Origin of the sequence: Mucilaginibacter mali (genome assembly GCF_013283875.1) — a bacterium.
Taxonomy (GTDB): Bacteria; Bacteroidota; Bacteroidia; order Sphingobacteriales; family Sphingobacteriaceae; genus Mucilaginibacter; species Mucilaginibacter mali.
Genome location: NZ_CP054139.1, coordinates 2,247,154 through 2,264,187, shown reverse-complemented (window position 1 = coordinate 2,264,187; position 17,034 = coordinate 2,247,154). Strand labels below are relative to the sequence as shown.

The window sequence follows — 17,034 nt, the reverse complement described above, 5'->3', positions numbered from 1 at the left end:
CTTACCTTGCCGTTTTCATGTACTCCGCTATTTCTTTTTCGGTATTGTGCGGGCTATCACTTAGGGATTTAATGATATTATTCCGCTCGGTCTCTGTGCGGTTTTGGCTAAGCTTCTTTTTAGCCTGCAGATCGGTAACAACAATATCGAACGCTATAATGCCTTTTATCATTTTTAGTTTATAATCCATAGGCAACTTTTCCCATTGTCTTGCATACGCAATATCATAAAAGGCTACCATTTTATCTAATACTTGCAACTGTTTGTCTGTATCGTGCACAATTTTGGCTTGACCATAGGCGTGTATGGCAATATAATTCCAGGTGGGTACATTTTGCTCTTTTTCGTAATTAACGGGCGAAATATAAGCATGCGGCTCGGTGAAGATCACCAGCGCTGTTGCTTTTTCAATATCTGCAGCCTGCGCGTTAGCCCTTGCAAAGTGCGATGACAGGATCAATTCATCATCCTGTTGCTTGACCAGGAAAGGCATATGAGTAGCCTGGGGGTAATTATTATTAGCTGTAATCAGCGTAGCAAAACTATACCGTTGCATAAAGGCAACGGCTTCCTGCCGGTCATCAAGCTGAAAATGTTTGGGGATATACATGGTGTGAGTTACTTCCTTTTTATTAAATAAACCGATTGCAGCGTTTCGCCGCGGGTGTCGCTATTAATAAACGCGGGCAAAATATTTTCTTGTGGATAATCGATTCCGTACCATATAATATTAAATGCAACATGGTTTTGTATAAGATAGGTAAGGGCATCCTTATCAACGTAGAAAACCGCGCCTTTTTCTGTTTGGGTGGATGCCAATTGATCAAGAGCGACCAGCTTTACCGGCCTGTCGCAATAAAACTGGAAGATATTATTCTGATCGCGCAGAGAATATACCGGGCTTTCACTCGGGATAATTGTGTTAACGGCTTCGGCAGCTTTTATCGGGCCTTTAAAGCCAACTATTACCGGGTATAAAGTGGTGTTAACATAAAATCCAACAAATAGCATCGTCGCACAAGTCAACATAAACAAACGGATATGCGTTTGAGCCTTACTTTTAAAAATGATATAATATGCGGCAGCTAAACACAGTAAACCTATCACCAAAAAATAATTGGCAGCCGGCTCCAAAAAGTAATGCAGTACCAAAATCACCAACAGAAATGCTGCCATATAAACCCACTGCGCTATCGACCGGAATTTACCTTCGGCCTTATTGTTTACTACTTCACAACAGAAATTAGCCGTTGGAATAGCAAACAGCGGGAAGATGATATTGGTATAAAACGGTAATTGAAAACTGGATATCGAAAACAGTATCAGCAAAATAAGCCCACCGCTTAAAGCATAATATTCAGGCTGACCGATTCCTTTAACTATCTTCCTGACTGAACGGAAAGCTGCGTAATAAAACAGCAAGCACCATGGCGCGAATGCCCACAACAAGGTGTGGATGAAGAAAAACACATCGCCTTTAGGGCGGGTAATGGGGCCATTATTGGCAAATCGCCCAAACTGGCTGTCCCACAAAAACCATTTTAAACCCGATACGCCATGCCTGCCAAACACCGTTTTCTCCGGATGGACATCGAACTGGATGTAAAGAGCGTATAGCTCAGGTATAATGAAAATGATAGTAAGCAATACCAATGCTATCCATTTGATACGGAAGATCTCCTTATACTTCTTTTGCAGGATTAGTTGCCCGCCCAAAGCGCCATAAATTGGCACAACAACGAAGATGCCTTTGGTCATGATGGCAAAAGCGGTTAGCAGTGCCGCTAAAACAAACTGACCAATGCTAAAGCGCTGTTCAAGGTTACTGATATGATAGATCGCCCCGATAATAAAGGCCATCAGGTAAGGCTCGGCACGCACATCGGTGTTTGACATGATGATATGCAGCGATGTGCTGACGATCAGCACCGCCATCATAGCTGTTAACTCGCCATAGTGTTTTTTAGTGAACAGCCAGGTGTAAAGCAGGCTCAGTAAAAAGCAAATAAGGGCGGGCAGTTTATAAGTCCAGGTATGGATGCCGAATAGCTTAAAACTAAACATGATGAACCAAAAGGGGAGGTGGGGCTTATCCAACCAATCGCGACCGTAGCTGAACAGTTGGAAAAAGTTGCGCTTGTAGATCAGTTGTTTGGCGATGGAAGCGTACAGGCCGGGATCATCTGTAAAAAAGGCTGTATTTATAGTGCATAGATTTATAAAAACAGCCAATGCCAGCAATAATAAAAAGCCACTGGGATATTTAAAATTTGTATTTAATGCCAACATATAAAATTACCAGATGGTTATGGGTTTTATCGGTTGCAATATTACTAAATAAAAAAGTGCATGCCCCCGTTATTCATTATGATTGATTTGATCAAGACAAATTAAGACTCCGGCTATTTCAATTGAACTTTAAATATATTAGGTTTGATGGCCAGCAATATTATATGTCTATTACAAAATCTACCATTACCGATGTCGGGGAATTGAATATATTAGTTAATTCGGCCTACAGGGGCGATAGTTCAAAAAAAGGGTGGACTACAGAAGCTAACCTGCTGGCTGGTAACCGTATTGATGAAGAAACCATCGTGGGGTATCTTGCCAACCCCGCCATCACTATTTTAAAATACACCAACGATGAGGGCTCAATAAAGGGCTGTGTTTACCTGGAAGATAAAGGCGATAAATTGTATTTAGGCATGCTTTCTGTTTGGCCTGAGATGCAGGCCGCTGGTATTGGCCGCCTGTTATTACAGGAAGCCGCAGTCCTGGCATCAGAATTGAGCCTGCCGGCTATCAGCATCACCGTTATATCTACCCGTACCGAACTGATAGATTGGTATATACGCCGCGGGTTTAAGGCTACCGGCGAAGTACAACCTTTTCATGCTGAAGAGAAATTTGGGATACCTCATGAGCCTATTGAGCTGATCACAATGGAAAAAATAGTAAATAAATGATAGTTCCAATATTATTTACAGATCTGATAGAAAATAAAGACCGTAATTATCGGCACTAATTGATCATACCCAATGGAGTACCTTATTTACATTAGTACGGCAAAAAAACTGCTTGACACTAAGGAGCTAACAGACATTTTGCACGTTAGCCGCCGTAATAATAAGCAACATCATATCACCGGTGTTTTACTTTATAGCGAGGGCACATTCATCCAGTTATTGGAGGGGGAGCCAGAATCGGTTAATATAGTTTATGACCTGATCGTACGGGATAGCCGTCATAAAAATATCATTAAACTAATCCATACATCAACAGATAAACGAAGTTTCCCCGATTGGACGATGGGGTTTAAGATCATTAACATAAACGATATGGGGGCTTTAGAAGGATATTTTAACCCGCAAAAACATATAATTACCAATAATGACAATCACCCGGGTGTAGCCATGATCAAAACATTTGCCGATAACAATATGTATTATTAGTTACCACGCATTATCATTTAACTGTTTTTTTAATAGTAATACCGTATTTTTAAAACGATGACTGATTGTTTTAAAAATTTGTTCGCAGCTGCGTTTTTGTGCCTGCTTAGTTTTACTGCAATAGCACAAACTGACACTACACAGCAGGTTGCCGCAAATAGGGCAAACAGCCGTCTACAGCAGCAAAAACCTTATATTATTCTGGTATCAGCTGATGGCTTCAGGTATGATTATGCCGAAAAGTATCATACCGAACATTTATTAGCCCTGGCCAACAGCGGCGTTAGGGCCGCCTCGCTGATGCCCTCGTTCCCATCTATTACCTTTCCTAATCACTATACGCTGGTTACTGGTTTGTACCCGTCTCATCATGGCATCATCAGCAACCGGTTTTATAATGCTGAACATCAGTTATATTACTCGAAAAATAGTACCAATACCGGGGTGAACTGGTATAACGGTACCCCGATATGGACACTGGCCGAACAGCAGAGAATGTTGAGCGCCTGCTTTTACTGGGTAGGATCGGAGGCGACAATAAAGGGCGTACAGCCAACCTATTATTATCATTTTAACAAGGATATTTCTATCCATAACCGCATACAGGATGTACATAACTGGCTAATGCTGTCGCCTGAGAAACGTCCGCACCTGATTACCTTTTATTTGCCCGAGGTTGACCAGATCAGCCATAAAAAAGGGCCTGACGCGCCGGAAACCATTAAAGTCATAAAATATATTGATTCTGTTGTATATGAATTGACCAAAACAGTGGCTAAAACCGGGCTGGATGTTAATTTCATTTTCCTTTCAGATCACGGAATGGTTAAAATACCTACCGACAATCCGTTGCCGACGCCTGCAGCGCTTGATACCGCCAATTTTATTATTACATCGGGCGAGGGTTTGTTGGTAAACGTATATGCTAAAAAGGGACACGAAAATGCGGTTATGCAGGCTTATCAGCAATTACTAAAAAATGCCGGGGATAACTATAAAGTATTTTTAAAAAACAATGTGCCCGATTCCTTGCATTATGGAAAAAAAGATGACAGGGCGGGGCATATAGGTGATATTGTGCTATTGGCCAACTATCCGCATATTTTTATATTGAACAGCGCTTACGTAGAACCTGGCGCGCATGGGTACGAACCGCATGACATAAAGGATATGCAGGCCACATTTTACGCCTGGGGGCCGGATTTTAAAAAAGGCGTACAAATTCCAACATTTAATAATGTGGATGTATATGCTATTATCGCCAAGGTGCTGCGCCTAAAGATCACCGAAAAGATCGACGGAAATTCAACTATTGCCGATAAGATCGTTATTCCCTATCAAAATAAATTTTAGCGTAGCCCTTAACTGGCTATGGGCAGGCTGTTGCTCAGATCCATATAGCGCTTAAAGTTCTGAATATCATCTTCCACCATTTTCTTAAACATCGGGTTGATCAGATGGGCAAGGGTAGCGCCGATCAATCCGGCGGGTGGGTGATACATAATTACTACGTGTATAAGCGTAACCCCGGGTTCAGGCGTATCTATAAAACGTACTTTACCTGTTGTTTGCAAATTTGCACCCGGTACTGATGACCACGCGATCAGTTCGCCAGGCTCATCGTGTGTGATCTCCGCGTCCCAACTAAGCGCGGCTATATCTACCGGTAGCTTTAACGACCAGCGGGAGCTGCCATTGTCCAGCATTTCCACACTTTTTAAATGGTTCATAAACAAGGGCAAGTTCTCCAGCCGGCGCCAAAAAGTATATAGTTCTTCACGCGGTTTATCAATCGTTACCGATGTGCGGATGGCTATGCTTACAGGTTCGGTAGAGGTTTTGCCAACTTTCTCGTACAGTTCGCAGTGGCCGGTTAAGCCACGGCTTAATAAATATCCGCTTGTACCCAATTTAAATAAACTGGTTACCGGGCTGCTGAAAATATGCACCAAACCCGAAAAGCCCATCTTTACGCCTGCAATTACAGATACATAGCGCTCGGGCCATTTTAAATTAATATGTGCGGTATCGGCCATCGAATGGCCGCTTATTGAAGCTGTTAGTGTTGCCATGATATTAATAAAACCCGGGTAGCATACAAAAGGTTTTGGTTGCTGATAAATATTTAATCAGAAAGAAAATCGACCAGCATATAGATAATTATCCTGTTACCGAACTTGTTATTATTGATCTGTTTTTTACATTTGCACCGCTTTAGGTTTGCAATGCATGCATAATGTTTTGCAATTAAAAGGGAATCCGGTGTAAGTCCGGAGCTGTCCCGCAGCTGTAAACTCTGATAACCAATGTCCATTCTAAATGGTCACTGCCCCGATACTTATCGGGATGGGAAGACCGGACAAAGGAGAGTGAGCCAGAAGACCTGCCCATAGCGCATATTATTCATAGCTTTCGGGGATTGAAGCTTGGATGAGAATACCGCTATTTTGTGTATTTCCCATTCGGATCTTTCATTTTCTGTATGCTGTGGGTTAAAACTCACAACAACATGAAAAAAAATTGTGTTTACGTTGTTGCAGGCCTGGGGCTTGCACAACTGGCGCTGTTGAGTACAGCAGCGCGCGCGCAGGACACTGCACGTGTACTACAGGATGTAGTGATCACCGCTACAAAGGCTAATCAAAAACAATCGCAAACAGGTAAGGTGACTACGGTGATCACGCGGCAGGAACTGGAACGTAGTTCGGGCAAGTCGGTTGCGCAATTATTAAGCGAACAGGCTGGCATTGTTATTAATGGAGCGAACGCTAATCCCGGCCTTAACAAAAGTGTTTACATGCGCGGCGCCGATAACAAGCATACGCTTATTTTACTGGATGGTGTGCTGATATTCGACCCGTCAAATGTGGGCGGCGCTTTTGATCTGCGCTTGTTATCAGTCGATCAGATCGATCATATAGAGATCCTCAGGGGCGGGCAATCTACCCTTTACGGATCTGACGCTGTGGCCGGGGTGATCAATATCATTACAAAGAAAGATGGTACGCCAACACCGGGTGTTAATGGTGTGGCCAGCGCCGGAAGCTATGGTACCGTTAAAGGTAATATCGGGTTAACAGCGCAGGTAAAAAATCTAAGCTATAATATCAATTACAGCCACGAGCGCAGCGATGGTGTATCGGAAGCTGCCCAGCCTGCCACAGCAACCAGCTTTTACGATAAGGATGGATACAGCCAGGACGCGGTAAACGCGCAGTTTGGCATTAAAATTACTGATAAGTTTAAGATCAACCCGTTTGTACGCTTTTTACAAGGCAAATATAATTATGATGACGGCGGCTATGCCGATGGTGGCAGCTATTTTACCAGCAAGCACTTAAATTTGGGTACTAATGCCACTTATAATACAGGGAAGGGCTTGTTTAATTTTAACTATAGTTACGAGAATACCGACCGTAGTTATGTATCGCCACAGTATGGCGCAAGCCCGTATACCGGCCGCTTAAACTTTGCCGAATTATATTATAATCATCAAATTACCGATCATATTAAGATATTGGGTGGTATAGATAACCGTAATTCGCGCATTAATGCCGGCGGAACCGCCAGGGTAGATTCATCGGCTAATTTGCTGGGCGCTTATGCTTCGGTGTTTTTAAACGATATCGGTTCGTTTTTTAATTTAGAAGCCGGCGGAAGGTATAGCCATCATACCAAATTTGGCGATAACTGGACATCTTCATTTACACCATCGTTCAACATCATTCAAGATGATAAACTAAAGATATTCTGGACTGCGTCAACTTCATTCAAAGCGCCAGACCTTAGCGCTTTATACGGGCAATTTGGCCCTAATCCGGCCCTGCAACCCGAAAAATCGCGTGAGTACGAAGCCGGGTTCAGTACATCGCCTGTAAAACAATTTAATTTAAGGGTTGATGTTTACCAGCGTAAAGTAACTAACGCCATTGTTTACCTGTACCCGCAGGGTTATATTAACCAGGATAAGCAGGACGTGAAAGGTATCGAAGTTGAGCCCTCGGCAACGGTGGGCATTTTTACCCTGAAAGGCTATTACAATTACTTTGAAGGCAAAGCGATCAGCAAGAACGCCGCCGGCGCAGCATCAGAGTTGGATTACCTGTATCGCCGCCCTGGACATACTTTTGGTTTGTTCGCAGGTGCGCAGGTATCATCTAAGTTTTACGCCAGTCTTAACTATCGCCACTATAGTCAGCGGTATGATTCGTTCTATAATTCGGCTACTTTCGCCACCGAGCTACAAAGCCTAAAGGGTTACGGCCTGTTAGATGGCTATGCCGAGTATAACCTGGTTGGTAAAAAGTTAAAGGTATTTGCCGATGTAAAGAATATCCTGAATGCCAAATACGCGGAATTGTATGGCTACACCGCTTTAGGTACAAACTTTAATGCGGGTTTGAGTTTCAATATTCGTTAAAAAATTGATAGTTTTGCTCAATAACCAATTAGTATGTCATCTCAGCAAAAAATAAACACACGCAACACGGTATTGATATTAATGATTGTATTTGCCGTGGCCATGCGTTTGGTAAGCTACAAGTTTCAGTTTCTGAGCAATTTTACACCTGTAGGGGCAGTAGCCCTGTTTGGTGGCGCTTATTTTAACGATAAGTGGAAAGCCTACCTGGTGCCATTACTAACCTTGTTTTTGAGCGATATTGCCATTAATTATCTGTACACCGGAAAACTGGTACTGTGGTACGGCGGTTCAATTTATATGTACCTGTGCTTCGCGCTGATGGTATTTATTGGTACGATGATAAAAAAGGTAAACGCCTTGAACGTATTTTTAGCCTCGGTAGCATCGGTATTGATACACTGGCTGATCATGGATCTGCCATGGTTATATGGTACGCTTTACCCGCATACTATTGGCGGTTACATGCAATCGCTGGTGGCTGCTATTCCGTTTGAAAAGAATATGGTATTAGGCGATGCGATCTATGGCGCGCTTTTGTTCGGCGGTTTTGAACTGGCAAAAAGCAAGTACACCATTTTACGCAGCAACACCGAATTAGCTTTATAACAGAAAATTTTAAATCCAAATATTAAGGGCGGTGGATTTATCCATCGCCTTTTTTATGCAATATTGTTAGTATGAAAAAGATTGTAGTATTAACCGGTGCCGGCATCAGCGCCGAAAGCGGCTTAAAAACATTCAGGGATAGCGACGGACTTTGGGAAGGATACAACATTGAAGATGTAGCCACCCCGCAGGCTTGGGCGCGTAATCCGGCTTTGGTGCAGGATTTTTATAACGAACGCCGTAAATCGGTATTGGAGGCCAAGCCTAATGCCGCCCACTTTGCCTTAGCTGAGTTGGAAAAGCAATACGAGGTAACCATCATCACCCAAAATATAGATGACCTGCACGAGCGGGCTGGCTCCGCCAATGTGCTGCACCTGCACGGTATCATCACCCGTTCGCAAAGCAGCATCAGCCCCAATTTAACCTACCCACTGGATGGCTGGGAAATAAAAATGGGCGACCTGTGCGAATTAGGCTCACAACTCCGTGCGCACGTAGTATGGTTTGGCGAGGATGTACCGATGATCAGCAAGGCGGCCGAGATCTGCATGCGGGCTGAATTGTTTATACTTGTCGGTTCATCGCTGGCCGTATATCCGGCTGCGGGGTTGGTTAACTATGTTCGGCCCGAAGTACCTAAGTATATTGTTGACCCGGTGATTCCCGAAATACAGGGCCGGCGGGTGTTTACCAAGATCGAGAAAAAAGCGTCAGTAGGTGTATCGGAGTTGGTAGCAGAACTATTAAATGAGCATTAAAATCTAAGGGGCTCATTCATTGCCGTTGGCTTCAGCCAACGGATTAATCAAACAGCAGAGTGGCTTTAGCCGAAACTTTGTCAATAGTTTGGCTAAAGCCACATACTTTGGCAATTATACCGTTGGCTGAAGCCAACGGCAATGAATTATAAATTGGAAATTTGAGCTGAGCTTGTTAAAAGCTACAACTCATAAGCCACACCCTTTTCAGGAATAACCACAGGATAGCCATCCGTTTCTAAAGCAGCAGCCATGGCTTCCATACTGGCAAGCTCGCCATGTACCAGGAAAACGTTCTTGATCTTATTATTGCTCTGACTCTTAACGTTATTCATCAGGTCCTCATGATCGCCGTGCGCGCTTAGTACGTCTGTTTGTTTTATAGTGGCATAAACAGACAGTTCGCGGTCTTTAATGCGAACGATCGGGTCGCCACGCAGCAAGCGGTGCCCTAAAGTACCTTTAGCGCAATAGCCGATGAACAGGATGGTGCAGTAATAATTCTGGATATTATGAAACAGGTGATCCTGTATACGGCCACCCTCCAGCATACCTGCCGATGAGATGATGATGCAGGGTTCGAAGTAGTTGCTTACCTGTTTGCTTTCCTGCAGGCTTTCAATATAGGTGAGGTTATCAAACTCAAACTCGTCGCCTTGCTGATTGTAGAAATCCTTAGCCTCGTCATTAACCAAGTGGTGGTGCTTCCGGTAAACCGTGGTCGATCTAAGCGCCAGCGGACTATCTACAAACACCGGCACAGCGGGTAACAAGCCCTGGCTAAATATCTTATTTAGTGAAAACACTAGCGATTGTGTGCGCCCGATACTAAACGCCGGGATAATCATCCGGCCGCGTTCCTGGATACAGGCTTTTTCGATGGTTTCTATCAGCACCTGCTCAACCGTTTTGTCTTTGGTGTGCATGCGGCCACCATAGGTCGATTCGGTAACCAAATAGTCAACCGGTGGGAGCGGGGACGGATCGTTTAGTACTGGATAGCCCTTACGTCCGATATCTCCGGTAAAGGCAATTGTTTTCTCTTCGCCGTTATCGTTGATCTTCAAGACCGCTGCCGCCGCGCCCAAAAGATGGCCGACAGGGATAAAGGTCAACTCCACATCGCCGTTTAAACGGAACGGTTTATTAAAGCCGATGGTAACAAACTGCTCCACCGTATCCATCACGTGCTTGTGCAGGTACAGTGGTTGCACCCCACTGCTATGCCTGTTCTTGCGGTTATGCTTGCGACTTTTTTCCTGCTTGCTCATAAAAATACTTACCGAATCGAACAGCAATAGTTCGGTCAGATCGGCAGTGGGGGCGGTGCAGAGTATTTGGCCCTGATAACCCAGGCGTATCAGTGTAGGCAGGTTGCCGGAGTGGTCGATATGGGCGTGGGTGAGTATCACCACATCAATATCGGCGGGGTTAAACGGGAAATTCTCGTTCGATTGCATGCTGCGATCCTTATCGTAATCCAACCCGCAATCAATCAGTATTTTATATTGGCCCACCTGCAGCAAGTGCATACTTCCTGTAACTTGCTGTGCGGCGCCATGAATAGTTAGTTTCATTCTTAGTTCATAGTTCATGGATCATGGTTCATAGTATAGAACCATCCATAGTGATTAAATAGAATTTTTGAGGGCCGTTATCATTTTGACTAAGACTTCATATTCTTCATAAAGTGTTTTAAACTGTTCCTCGCTTATATAATTCCTCCTTTTGGCAAGGAATAAACAACTCACCACTTCTATTGCCGATCTTAATGAATAACCTAAAAAACTTTGAATACTGCCTTCGTTTGATCAGTAGACCCTTCTGCAATATTTAAAACAACTGAATCAGCCGCTCTTTTTATTTGAGATACAAGAACAAACAACTCATCTTTAGGGAATGATTTAGTAAGTAAATTGATATGGTCGTCTAAATCAATGGCTTTTTGCCACACTTGAAGATCTTCAAAACGAAAAAGCATGGTTAAATAGTTTTTTGCTGAATATATACATTTTCAAACTATGAACCATGGTCAATGAACCATGAACTATTCCTTACTTACTTTTCTTCTATCGTCTCTTTACTCTCAAATTGTAACTGGCTCAGGTATCGGTACAGGCCCTCCTTATTGTTCATCAGTTCTTCGTGACTGCCGGTTTCTTTAATTGCGCCTTTTTCGATAACCACAATTTGGTCGGCTTCGCGGATGGTTGATAAACGATGTGCGATGATAATAGATGTACGACCTTTCATCAATTCTTCCAGCGCTTCCTGTACCAGGCGCTCCGATTCAGAGTCGAGCGATGAGGTGGCTTCGTCCAGTATCAGTATCGATGGATTTTTTAACAAGGCACGTGCTATGGCGATGCGCTGCCTTTGGCCGCCTGAAAGTTTCACGCCGCGCTCACCTACAACGGTTTCATAGCCCTCAGGGAAGCCCGTAATAAACTGATCGGCATTGGCGCGCTGGGCAGCTTTGATTATTTCCTCTTTAGTAGCGCTTAGTTTACCATAGGCGATGTTTTCCATAATGGTACCGCCAAACAGCAATACATCCTGCGGAACGATGGCTACCTGGTTACGGATATCGGTAAGCGAATAGCTATCAGCATTGCGGCCATCAAACAATATTTTACCTTCCTGCGGATGATAGAATTGCAGGATCAACGATGCCATGGTAGATTTACCCGAACCGCTTGGCCCCACAATGGCCACTTTTTGACCAGCTTTGGCTTCGAATGATATGCTGTTTAACACTGTAATCTCGGGGCGTGAAGGATAGGCGAATACTACGTTATTAAAGCTTAGGTTACCTTCAATATGTTCAACTACTGTATTGTTATGTTCAACCATTTCAATAGGCTCGCCTTCCTCAGCCAATATTTCAAGCACACGCTCGCTGGCGCCCACCGCTTTTTGGATATTGGCATACAACTCCGGGAAGCTACCCATTGATGCGGCCACAAAGATACCGTATATCACAAACTCGGTCAGTTGCCCGCTTGATAATTCTCCGCGGCTTACCAGTACCGATCCGAACCAGATAATCCCGACTATCGAACCGAAAATACAGAACACGATAAACGAAGCAAACACGCCACGGAACTTCGCACCACGCACGGCGATGGCTACCACTTCGCGCAATGATTTATTATAACGGCCGGCCTCATAGGCTTCGTTTACAAAGGCTTTTACATTGGCAATGCCCTGTAAAGTCTCTTCAACAACAGTGTTCGATTCAGCCAGTTTATCTTGTGCCTGGCGCGATATCTTACGAATAAACCGCCCAAACACCACCGCGAACGCGATGAGGAAAGGCAGCATGCACAGCAATAATAAAGTCAGTTTTGGCGATACGATCACCAGGAAAGTGATGCCCCCGGTCAGCACGATGATCTGGCGGATCATCTCGGCCAGTGTAGTGGTAATGGCATCCTGGATCTGCGAAAGGTCGGCCGAGATACGGCTGTTCAGTTCACCAACCCTACGGTTCGAGAAGAAGTTCATTGGCAAGGTGATCAGCTTAAAATAGGTATCACGGCGAATATCGGCCAGCGACCGCTCGGCCACCTGTACAAACCATACTACCCTAAAAAATGACACAAAAGCCTGTGCGAACAGCATCCCGAAAGCCAGCAGACCAATACCGTTAATAGTAGCCGGCAAAAACGAATAATCGTGCTTACCATGCGAAGCATCTATCAGCGAACCTAAAAATTTTGGAAATGTCAGGCCCGTTAAACTGGAGATAAACAGGAAAAAAAGCGCAGCTATAAATTTACCGCGGTAAGGTTTCAGGTACGATAGCAGCTTTACCATGTGCTGTATCGTTTGTTTATTCAATTTTGCTTTCGGCAGTTCTACTCCCTGCTTACTGCCACTATTCAATCGTCCCCGGGCCATTTTTAATATTTAAGTGTCAAAAATCAACCCGCAAAGCTAAACTTTAATAGGGCGTTTTCGGCTAATCAAAAATAAAATTGACAAAAACATGAGTACGAGGATGCCAAACATCATTTTGATGATGTTATCCTGGTGCGCCTTCGCATTTTCGGCATCCTTCTTTGCCTGGTCGAGCGAATTGCGTAACCTGTTTATCGTATTCATGTAGTTAAGATTAGTTCCCTCGGCATCCTGTACACGGGTTTGCACCTGGGTTTGAGCAAAGGCACGGTAATCGAGCAAGATCTTCAGCTGGCGAAAGATCTCATCGTCGGTTTGCACTATATCCATCAATATCTCGTTACTATGGCGAATATCCTTTTTAGTTTGCAGCCCAAAAATGCCGGTATGCTGGCTCAGGCTTTCCTGGTACTGGCCAAACTTTTGCCGGCGGGCGTCGAGCATGCCGTTTATTTTCTTGCGCTGTAAATTATAGGCTAAAGAATCGGATCGGGTTTGGGCGAACGAAGCGCCGGCCGCTAAAAGCAGCAGGCAAATAAGGATCTTTTTCATATCGGCTAAGGGTTACTGAAAATCGATGATAACGCTATCACCCAAATTCAACCCTAATAACCCGCTGGCGTTGCCTTTGTTTATGGCAATTTCCAAATGATCGCTAATGCCGAACAGACAAAGCTTCTCGCCCTCATCAACCTCGTTGTAGTACCAGCTTAACTGGGTAATCACCTCGTTACGCTTAAAATACAGGATAAAGCGGCGGCCCTGCTGTATCTTCATAAACAGTTCCTTGGTGATATTGGTGATCACGTTCTGGAACGAATCGATATAGATCACTACGCCTTTTATCAGGTTTTTCTCAATAACCGGTTGTAGGTTCATCTTCTTTTCAACGCTATCCACAGGTTCGCCAATTTCGGTAAGCTTACCGCCCTGCGCTAAATGACAGGCGGCCTTCACAAAAATATCGGTAAGCGGGAAGTGCAGAAACTTCAGGTCCTGCATAATGCTGATCTCTACCATCTCGTCAGGATCCTTGCCAAACATCAGGCAAAAAATGCCGTTATCGGCCCCAACAAAATAGTGGTTACGGTACCTTACCGCCAGGTACTTAACATCTTTATTGTAAACGGTATCTATACCGATCAGGTGCACTGTCTTTTCGGGGAAATAGTAATAACTATTTTTTAAAATAAAGGCGGCTTGTTGTATATTAAAGGCCTGTACGTTATGGGTAATATCAACTATATTAACTGTTGGCTGTACTTTCAGGATGCTTCCTTTTAAAGCAGCCTGGTAGATATCTTTATCGCCAAGGTCAGTAGTTAATGTAATTATTCCCATTAATATAAAAATATTTATTGCTAATCTTGTACAAGCATTAAGCGCTACAAATATTCAATTTTTTAATCAGAAAAAAATCTGTAACTATAAAATCAATTCAGTTTGAACGAACTAAAAATATCAATTGAACACATCGATCCGGCGGTATTGTGGGGGCCTAACAACGATCATTTCGAGATTATTAAGAAGCAATACCCCAAATTAAAAATTGTAGCCCGTGGCAGCGATGTAAAAGTGTTGGGTGATGAACAGGAGTTAAATTCATTTAACGATAAGTTTAAACAACTGGTAGACCATGTAGATAAGTTTGAATCGCTGAACAGCAACGATGTAGAACGTGTCTTCGGCGCCAAACAATCGACGGCGCCTGCAAATACCGAGGGCGGCTCTGATAAATCTACCACAGGCGAAGTAATTGTATTTGGCCCTAACGGCATTATGGTGAAGGCCCGCACGGCCAACCAGCGCCGTATGGTAGATAGCATCGCCAAAAACGATATCCTGTTTGCTATTGGCCCCGCAGGTACCGGTAAAACTTATACAGCGGTAGCGCTGGCCGTACGCGCGTTAAAGAATAAAGAAATCAAACGCATCATCCTTACCCGCCCGGCGGTTGAAGCAGGGGAGAACCTTGGCTTTTTACCGGGCGACCTAAAGGAAAAGATAGACCCGTACCTGCGCCCGCTATACGATGCGCTGGACGATATGATCCCTGCCGAAAAACTGAAGCTTTATTTAGAGAACCGAACTATAGAGATAGCCCCGCTGGCCTTTATGCGCGGCCGTACACTGGATAACTGCTTTGTGATATTGGACGAAGCCCAGAACGCCACCGATATGCAGCTGAAGATGTTCCTGACGCGTATGGGGCCATCGGCTAAGTTTATTGTTACGGGCGACGTTACCCAGATAGACTTACCTAAAAAGCAACAGTCGGGCTTGTTTACAGCTTTACGGATCCTGAACGATATCAAAGGCATCGACCTGATCTACCTGACCGGCGAAGACGTGGTACGCCACAAACTGGTAAGGCGCATTTTGGAGGCCTACGGGGATATACAATAGTTAGTTAATTAGTGAATAGTTGATTAGAGATTAGGTTTCAAATCAACTATTCACTGGTTAACTAATCTCTAATTACTAATAATGAACGCGATAAAAGAAACACATTTTAATTTCCCCGGGCAAACCGGTTTTTATAAAGGTAAGGTACGGGATGTTTATACTGTACAGGATAAATACCTGGTGATGGTGGTATCCGACCGCATCTCGGCATTCGACGTGGTGCTGCCCGAGGCAATTCCATACAAAGGACAGGTACTAAACCAGATAGCTGCTACATTTTTAAAAACTACCGAAGATATTGTACCAAACTGGGTAGTAACCGTACCCGACCCAAGCGTAACCATTGGCCGCATTTGCGATCCGTTTAAAGTAGAGATGGTGATACGTGGCTATTTAGCCGGCCATGCCTGGCGCGAATATAGTGCCGGTAAACGCCAGGTTTGCGGCGTAGCGCTACCTGATGGTTTAAAGGAGAATGATAAATTGCCTGAGCCGATCATCACCCCAACCACCAAGGCATCGGTAGGGCATGATGAGGATATCTCACGCGAAGATATCCTGGCCCGTGGTATCGTATCGGAAGAAGATTATATCCAATTGGAAGCTTACACCCGTGCCATATTTACCCGTGGTACCGAAATTGCCGCTAAGCGTGGCCTGATACTGGTTGATACCAAATACGAGTTTGGTAAAGCCAATGGCACCATCTACCTGATAGACGAGATCCACACGCCAGATTCATCGCGCTATTTTTATAGCGAGGGTTACGAAGAGCGCCAGCAAAAAGGCGTGCCGCAAAAGCAGTTATCAAAAGAGTTTGTACGCAAATGGCTGATTGAAAACGACTTCCAGGGTAAGGATGGACAGGTAGTGCCTGAAATGACACCGGAGATTGTAAATTCAATTTCGGAGCGCTATATTGAACTGTTTGAACAAATAACCGGCGAGCAATTTGTTAAGCCCGAACAGGGAAATGTTTTGAACAGGGTAGAGGCCGCAGTTAACGCCGCATTGCAAAAGCTATAGGTTTTGTAATGAAATTAATTATATCTTAGCTTTTTAAATTATTACGAATAACAACATGAAATTTGCTGTTGATAAACACGAAAAATATGTGCTGGTGAAGTTGAATGAATCGAAGATCAATTCGTTAATTACGCCGCAATTAAAATCTGAACTGATACTGATCAATGCCGAGGGGCAGCGCAACATCGTGTTAGACCTGTCGCAGGTAAAATTTGCCGATTCGTCTGGTCTGAGCAGCCTGCTGGTTGGTCATCGTTTGTGTAAAAATGCCGAAGGCTCGTTCATTATGGTCGGCCTTAACGACGCGGTTTCACGCCTGATCACCATCTCGCAACTGGATACAGTATTAACCATTGTCCCAAGTGTTGACGAAGCTATCGACCTGATTTTTATGGAGGAGATAGAAAAAGAATTAAAAAAAGAAGCAAAATAAGCTTCGGCTTGTTAAACGTTC

At 44.1% G+C, this 17,034-nt stretch carries 16 protein-coding genes, 1 pseudogene and 1 riboswitch; of the genes and pseudogenes, 9 read left to right on the top strand and 8 right to left on the bottom strand.

The window, feature by feature from the left end; genetic code table 11:
* Position 1: 1 nt before the first annotated feature.
* Both HQ865_RS09530 and HQ865_RS09525 read right to left on the bottom strand, forming a co-directional pair.
* Positions 2-610: an FMN-binding negative transcriptional regulator gene (locus HQ865_RS09530; protein ID WP_173414676.1), complete on the bottom strand. Its 609-nt coding sequence runs from the start codon at positions 608-610 to the stop codon at positions 2-4.
* 8 nt (positions 611-618) lie between these two features.
* Positions 619-2,289, bottom strand: a complete 1,671-nt coding sequence (locus HQ865_RS09525; protein ID WP_173414675.1) for an ArnT family glycosyltransferase — start codon at positions 2,287-2,289, stop codon at positions 619-621.
* A gap of 164 nt (positions 2,290-2,453) precedes the next feature.
* Between HQ865_RS09525 and HQ865_RS09520 the strand changes: the two genes are divergently transcribed.
* The 3 genes from HQ865_RS09520 (at position 2,454) to HQ865_RS09510 (ending at position 4,808) form a co-directional block, all read left to right on the top strand.
* Positions 2,454-2,969, top strand: coding sequence for a GNAT family N-acetyltransferase (locus HQ865_RS09520; protein ID WP_173414674.1), 516 nt, complete (start codon positions 2,454-2,456; stop codon positions 2,967-2,969).
* A gap of 72 nt (positions 2,970-3,041) precedes the next feature.
* Positions 3,042-3,455: a BLUF domain-containing protein gene (locus HQ865_RS09515; RefSeq protein WP_173414673.1), complete on the top strand. Its 414-nt coding sequence runs from the start codon at positions 3,042-3,044 to the stop codon at positions 3,453-3,455.
* 57 nt (positions 3,456-3,512) lie between these two features.
* Entirely contained in the window at positions 3,513-4,808 is a 1,296-nt protein-coding gene (locus HQ865_RS09510) for an alkaline phosphatase family protein (protein WP_173414672.1), read from the top strand.
* Between the two features lie 8 nt (positions 4,809-4,816).
* Here HQ865_RS09510 and HQ865_RS09505 read toward each other — a convergent pair whose 3' ends face one another.
* Positions 4,817-5,527, bottom strand: a complete 711-nt coding sequence (locus HQ865_RS09505; protein ID WP_173414671.1) for an SRPBCC family protein — start codon at positions 5,525-5,527, stop codon at positions 4,817-4,819.
* A gap of 127 nt (positions 5,528-5,654) precedes the next feature.
* Positions 5,655-5,860: riboswitch (cobalamin riboswitch) on the top strand.
* Positions 5,861-5,964: 104 nt separating this feature from the next.
* Here HQ865_RS09505 and HQ865_RS09500 point away from each other — a divergent pair.
* From HQ865_RS09500 to HQ865_RS09490, 3 genes are all read left to right on the top strand, one after another.
* A complete protein-coding gene (locus tag HQ865_RS09500; protein WP_173414670.1) occupies positions 5,965-7,875 on the top strand; it encodes a TonB-dependent receptor plug domain-containing protein in 1,911 nt (636 codons plus the stop codon).
* 33 nt (positions 7,876-7,908) lie between these two features.
* Positions 7,909-8,484, top strand: a complete 576-nt coding sequence (locus HQ865_RS09495; RefSeq protein ID WP_173414669.1) for a DUF6580 family putative transport protein — start codon at positions 7,909-7,911, stop codon at positions 8,482-8,484.
* A gap of 71 nt (positions 8,485-8,555) precedes the next feature.
* Positions 8,556-9,245 carry an SIR2 family NAD-dependent protein deacylase gene (locus HQ865_RS09490; RefSeq protein ID WP_173414668.1) on the top strand — a complete coding sequence of 230 codons (690 nt, stop codon included), beginning with the start codon at positions 8,556-8,558 and terminating at the stop codon, positions 9,243-9,245.
* A gap of 182 nt (positions 9,246-9,427) precedes the next feature.
* Here HQ865_RS09490 and HQ865_RS09485 read toward each other — a convergent pair whose 3' ends face one another.
* The 5 genes and pseudogenes from HQ865_RS09485 to HQ865_RS09465 form a co-directional block, all read right to left on the bottom strand.
* Positions 9,428-10,822 carry an MBL fold metallo-hydrolase gene (locus HQ865_RS09485; protein WP_173414667.1) on the bottom strand — a complete coding sequence of 465 codons (1,395 nt, stop codon included), beginning with the start codon at positions 10,820-10,822 and terminating at the stop codon, positions 9,428-9,430.
* A gap of 54 nt (positions 10,823-10,876) precedes the next feature.
* Positions 10,877-11,226 (bottom strand): annotated as a pseudogene (locus HQ865_RS09480) (four helix bundle protein).
* 77 nt (positions 11,227-11,303) lie between these two features.
* Positions 11,304-13,148 carry an ABC transporter ATP-binding protein gene (locus HQ865_RS09475; protein ID WP_173414666.1) on the bottom strand — a complete coding sequence of 615 codons (1,845 nt, stop codon included), beginning with the start codon at positions 13,146-13,148 and terminating at the stop codon, positions 11,304-11,306.
* A gap of 36 nt (positions 13,149-13,184) precedes the next feature.
* Positions 13,185-13,700, bottom strand: a complete 516-nt coding sequence (locus HQ865_RS09470) for a hypothetical protein (protein ID WP_173414665.1) — start codon at positions 13,698-13,700, stop codon at positions 13,185-13,187.
* Positions 13,701-13,712: 12 nt separating this feature from the next.
* Positions 13,713-14,489, bottom strand: coding sequence for an SAM hydrolase/SAM-dependent halogenase family protein (locus HQ865_RS09465; protein ID WP_173414664.1), 777 nt, complete (start codon positions 14,487-14,489; stop codon positions 13,713-13,715).
* A 102-nt stretch (positions 14,490-14,591) separates the two neighbouring features.
* On the opposite strand from HQ865_RS09465, the gene HQ865_RS09460 reads away from it, so the two are divergent.
* From HQ865_RS09460 to HQ865_RS09450, 3 genes are all read left to right on the top strand, one after another.
* Complete coding sequence (locus tag HQ865_RS09460; protein WP_173414663.1) at positions 14,592-15,554, top strand: PhoH family protein; 963 nt, start codon at positions 14,592-14,594, stop codon at positions 15,552-15,554.
* Positions 15,555-15,635: 81 nt separating this feature from the next.
* Positions 15,636-16,580 (top strand): phosphoribosylaminoimidazolesuccinocarboxamide synthase, encoded by a 945-nt coding sequence (locus HQ865_RS09455; protein WP_173414662.1) that lies wholly within the window; start codon positions 15,636-15,638, stop codon positions 16,578-16,580.
* A 55-nt stretch (positions 16,581-16,635) separates the two neighbouring features.
* Positions 16,636-17,013 carry an STAS domain-containing protein gene (locus HQ865_RS09450; RefSeq protein WP_173414661.1) on the top strand — a complete coding sequence of 126 codons (378 nt, stop codon included), beginning with the start codon at positions 16,636-16,638 and terminating at the stop codon, positions 17,011-17,013.
* Positions 17,014-17,034 lie beyond the last annotated feature (21 nt).

Coding starts and splice junctions, on each gene's coding strand:
- HQ865_RS09495 (WP_173414669.1), top strand. CDS start 7,909: ATGTCATCTCAGCAAAAAATAAACACACGCAACACGGTATTGATATTA.
- HQ865_RS09505 (WP_173414671.1), bottom strand. CDS start 5,527: ATGGCAACACTAACAGCTTCAATAAGCGGCCATTCGATGGCCGATACC.
- HQ865_RS09490 (WP_173414668.1), top strand. CDS start 8,556: ATGAAAAAGATTGTAGTATTAACCGGTGCCGGCATCAGCGCCGAAAGC.
- HQ865_RS09470 (WP_173414665.1), bottom strand. CDS start 13,700: ATGAAAAAGATCCTTATTTGCCTGCTGCTTTTAGCGGCCGGCGCTTCG.
- HQ865_RS09525 (WP_173414675.1), bottom strand. CDS start 2,289: ATGTTGGCATTAAATACAAATTTTAAATATCCCAGTGGCTTTTTATTA.
- HQ865_RS09515 (WP_173414673.1), top strand. CDS start 3,042: ATGGAGTACCTTATTTACATTAGTACGGCAAAAAAACTGCTTGACACT.
- HQ865_RS09510 (WP_173414672.1), top strand. CDS start 3,513: ATGACTGATTGTTTTAAAAATTTGTTCGCAGCTGCGTTTTTGTGCCTG.
- HQ865_RS09450 (WP_173414661.1), top strand. CDS start 16,636: ATGAAATTTGCTGTTGATAAACACGAAAAATATGTGCTGGTGAAGTTG.
- HQ865_RS09530 (WP_173414676.1), bottom strand. CDS start 610: ATGTATATCCCCAAACATTTTCAGCTTGATGACCGGCAGGAAGCCGTT.
- HQ865_RS09485 (WP_173414667.1), bottom strand. CDS start 10,822: ATGAAACTAACTATTCATGGCGCCGCACAGCAAGTTACAGGAAGTATG.
- HQ865_RS09500 (WP_173414670.1), top strand. CDS start 5,965: ATGAAAAAAAATTGTGTTTACGTTGTTGCAGGCCTGGGGCTTGCACAA.
- HQ865_RS09465 (WP_173414664.1), bottom strand. CDS start 14,489: ATGGGAATAATTACATTAACTACTGACCTTGGCGATAAAGATATCTAC.
- HQ865_RS09455 (WP_173414662.1), top strand. CDS start 15,636: ATGAACGCGATAAAAGAAACACATTTTAATTTCCCCGGGCAAACCGGT.
- HQ865_RS09520 (WP_173414674.1), top strand. CDS start 2,454: ATGTCTATTACAAAATCTACCATTACCGATGTCGGGGAATTGAATATA.
- HQ865_RS09475 (WP_173414666.1), bottom strand. CDS start 13,148: ATGGCCCGGGGACGATTGAATAGTGGCAGTAAGCAGGGAGTAGAACTG.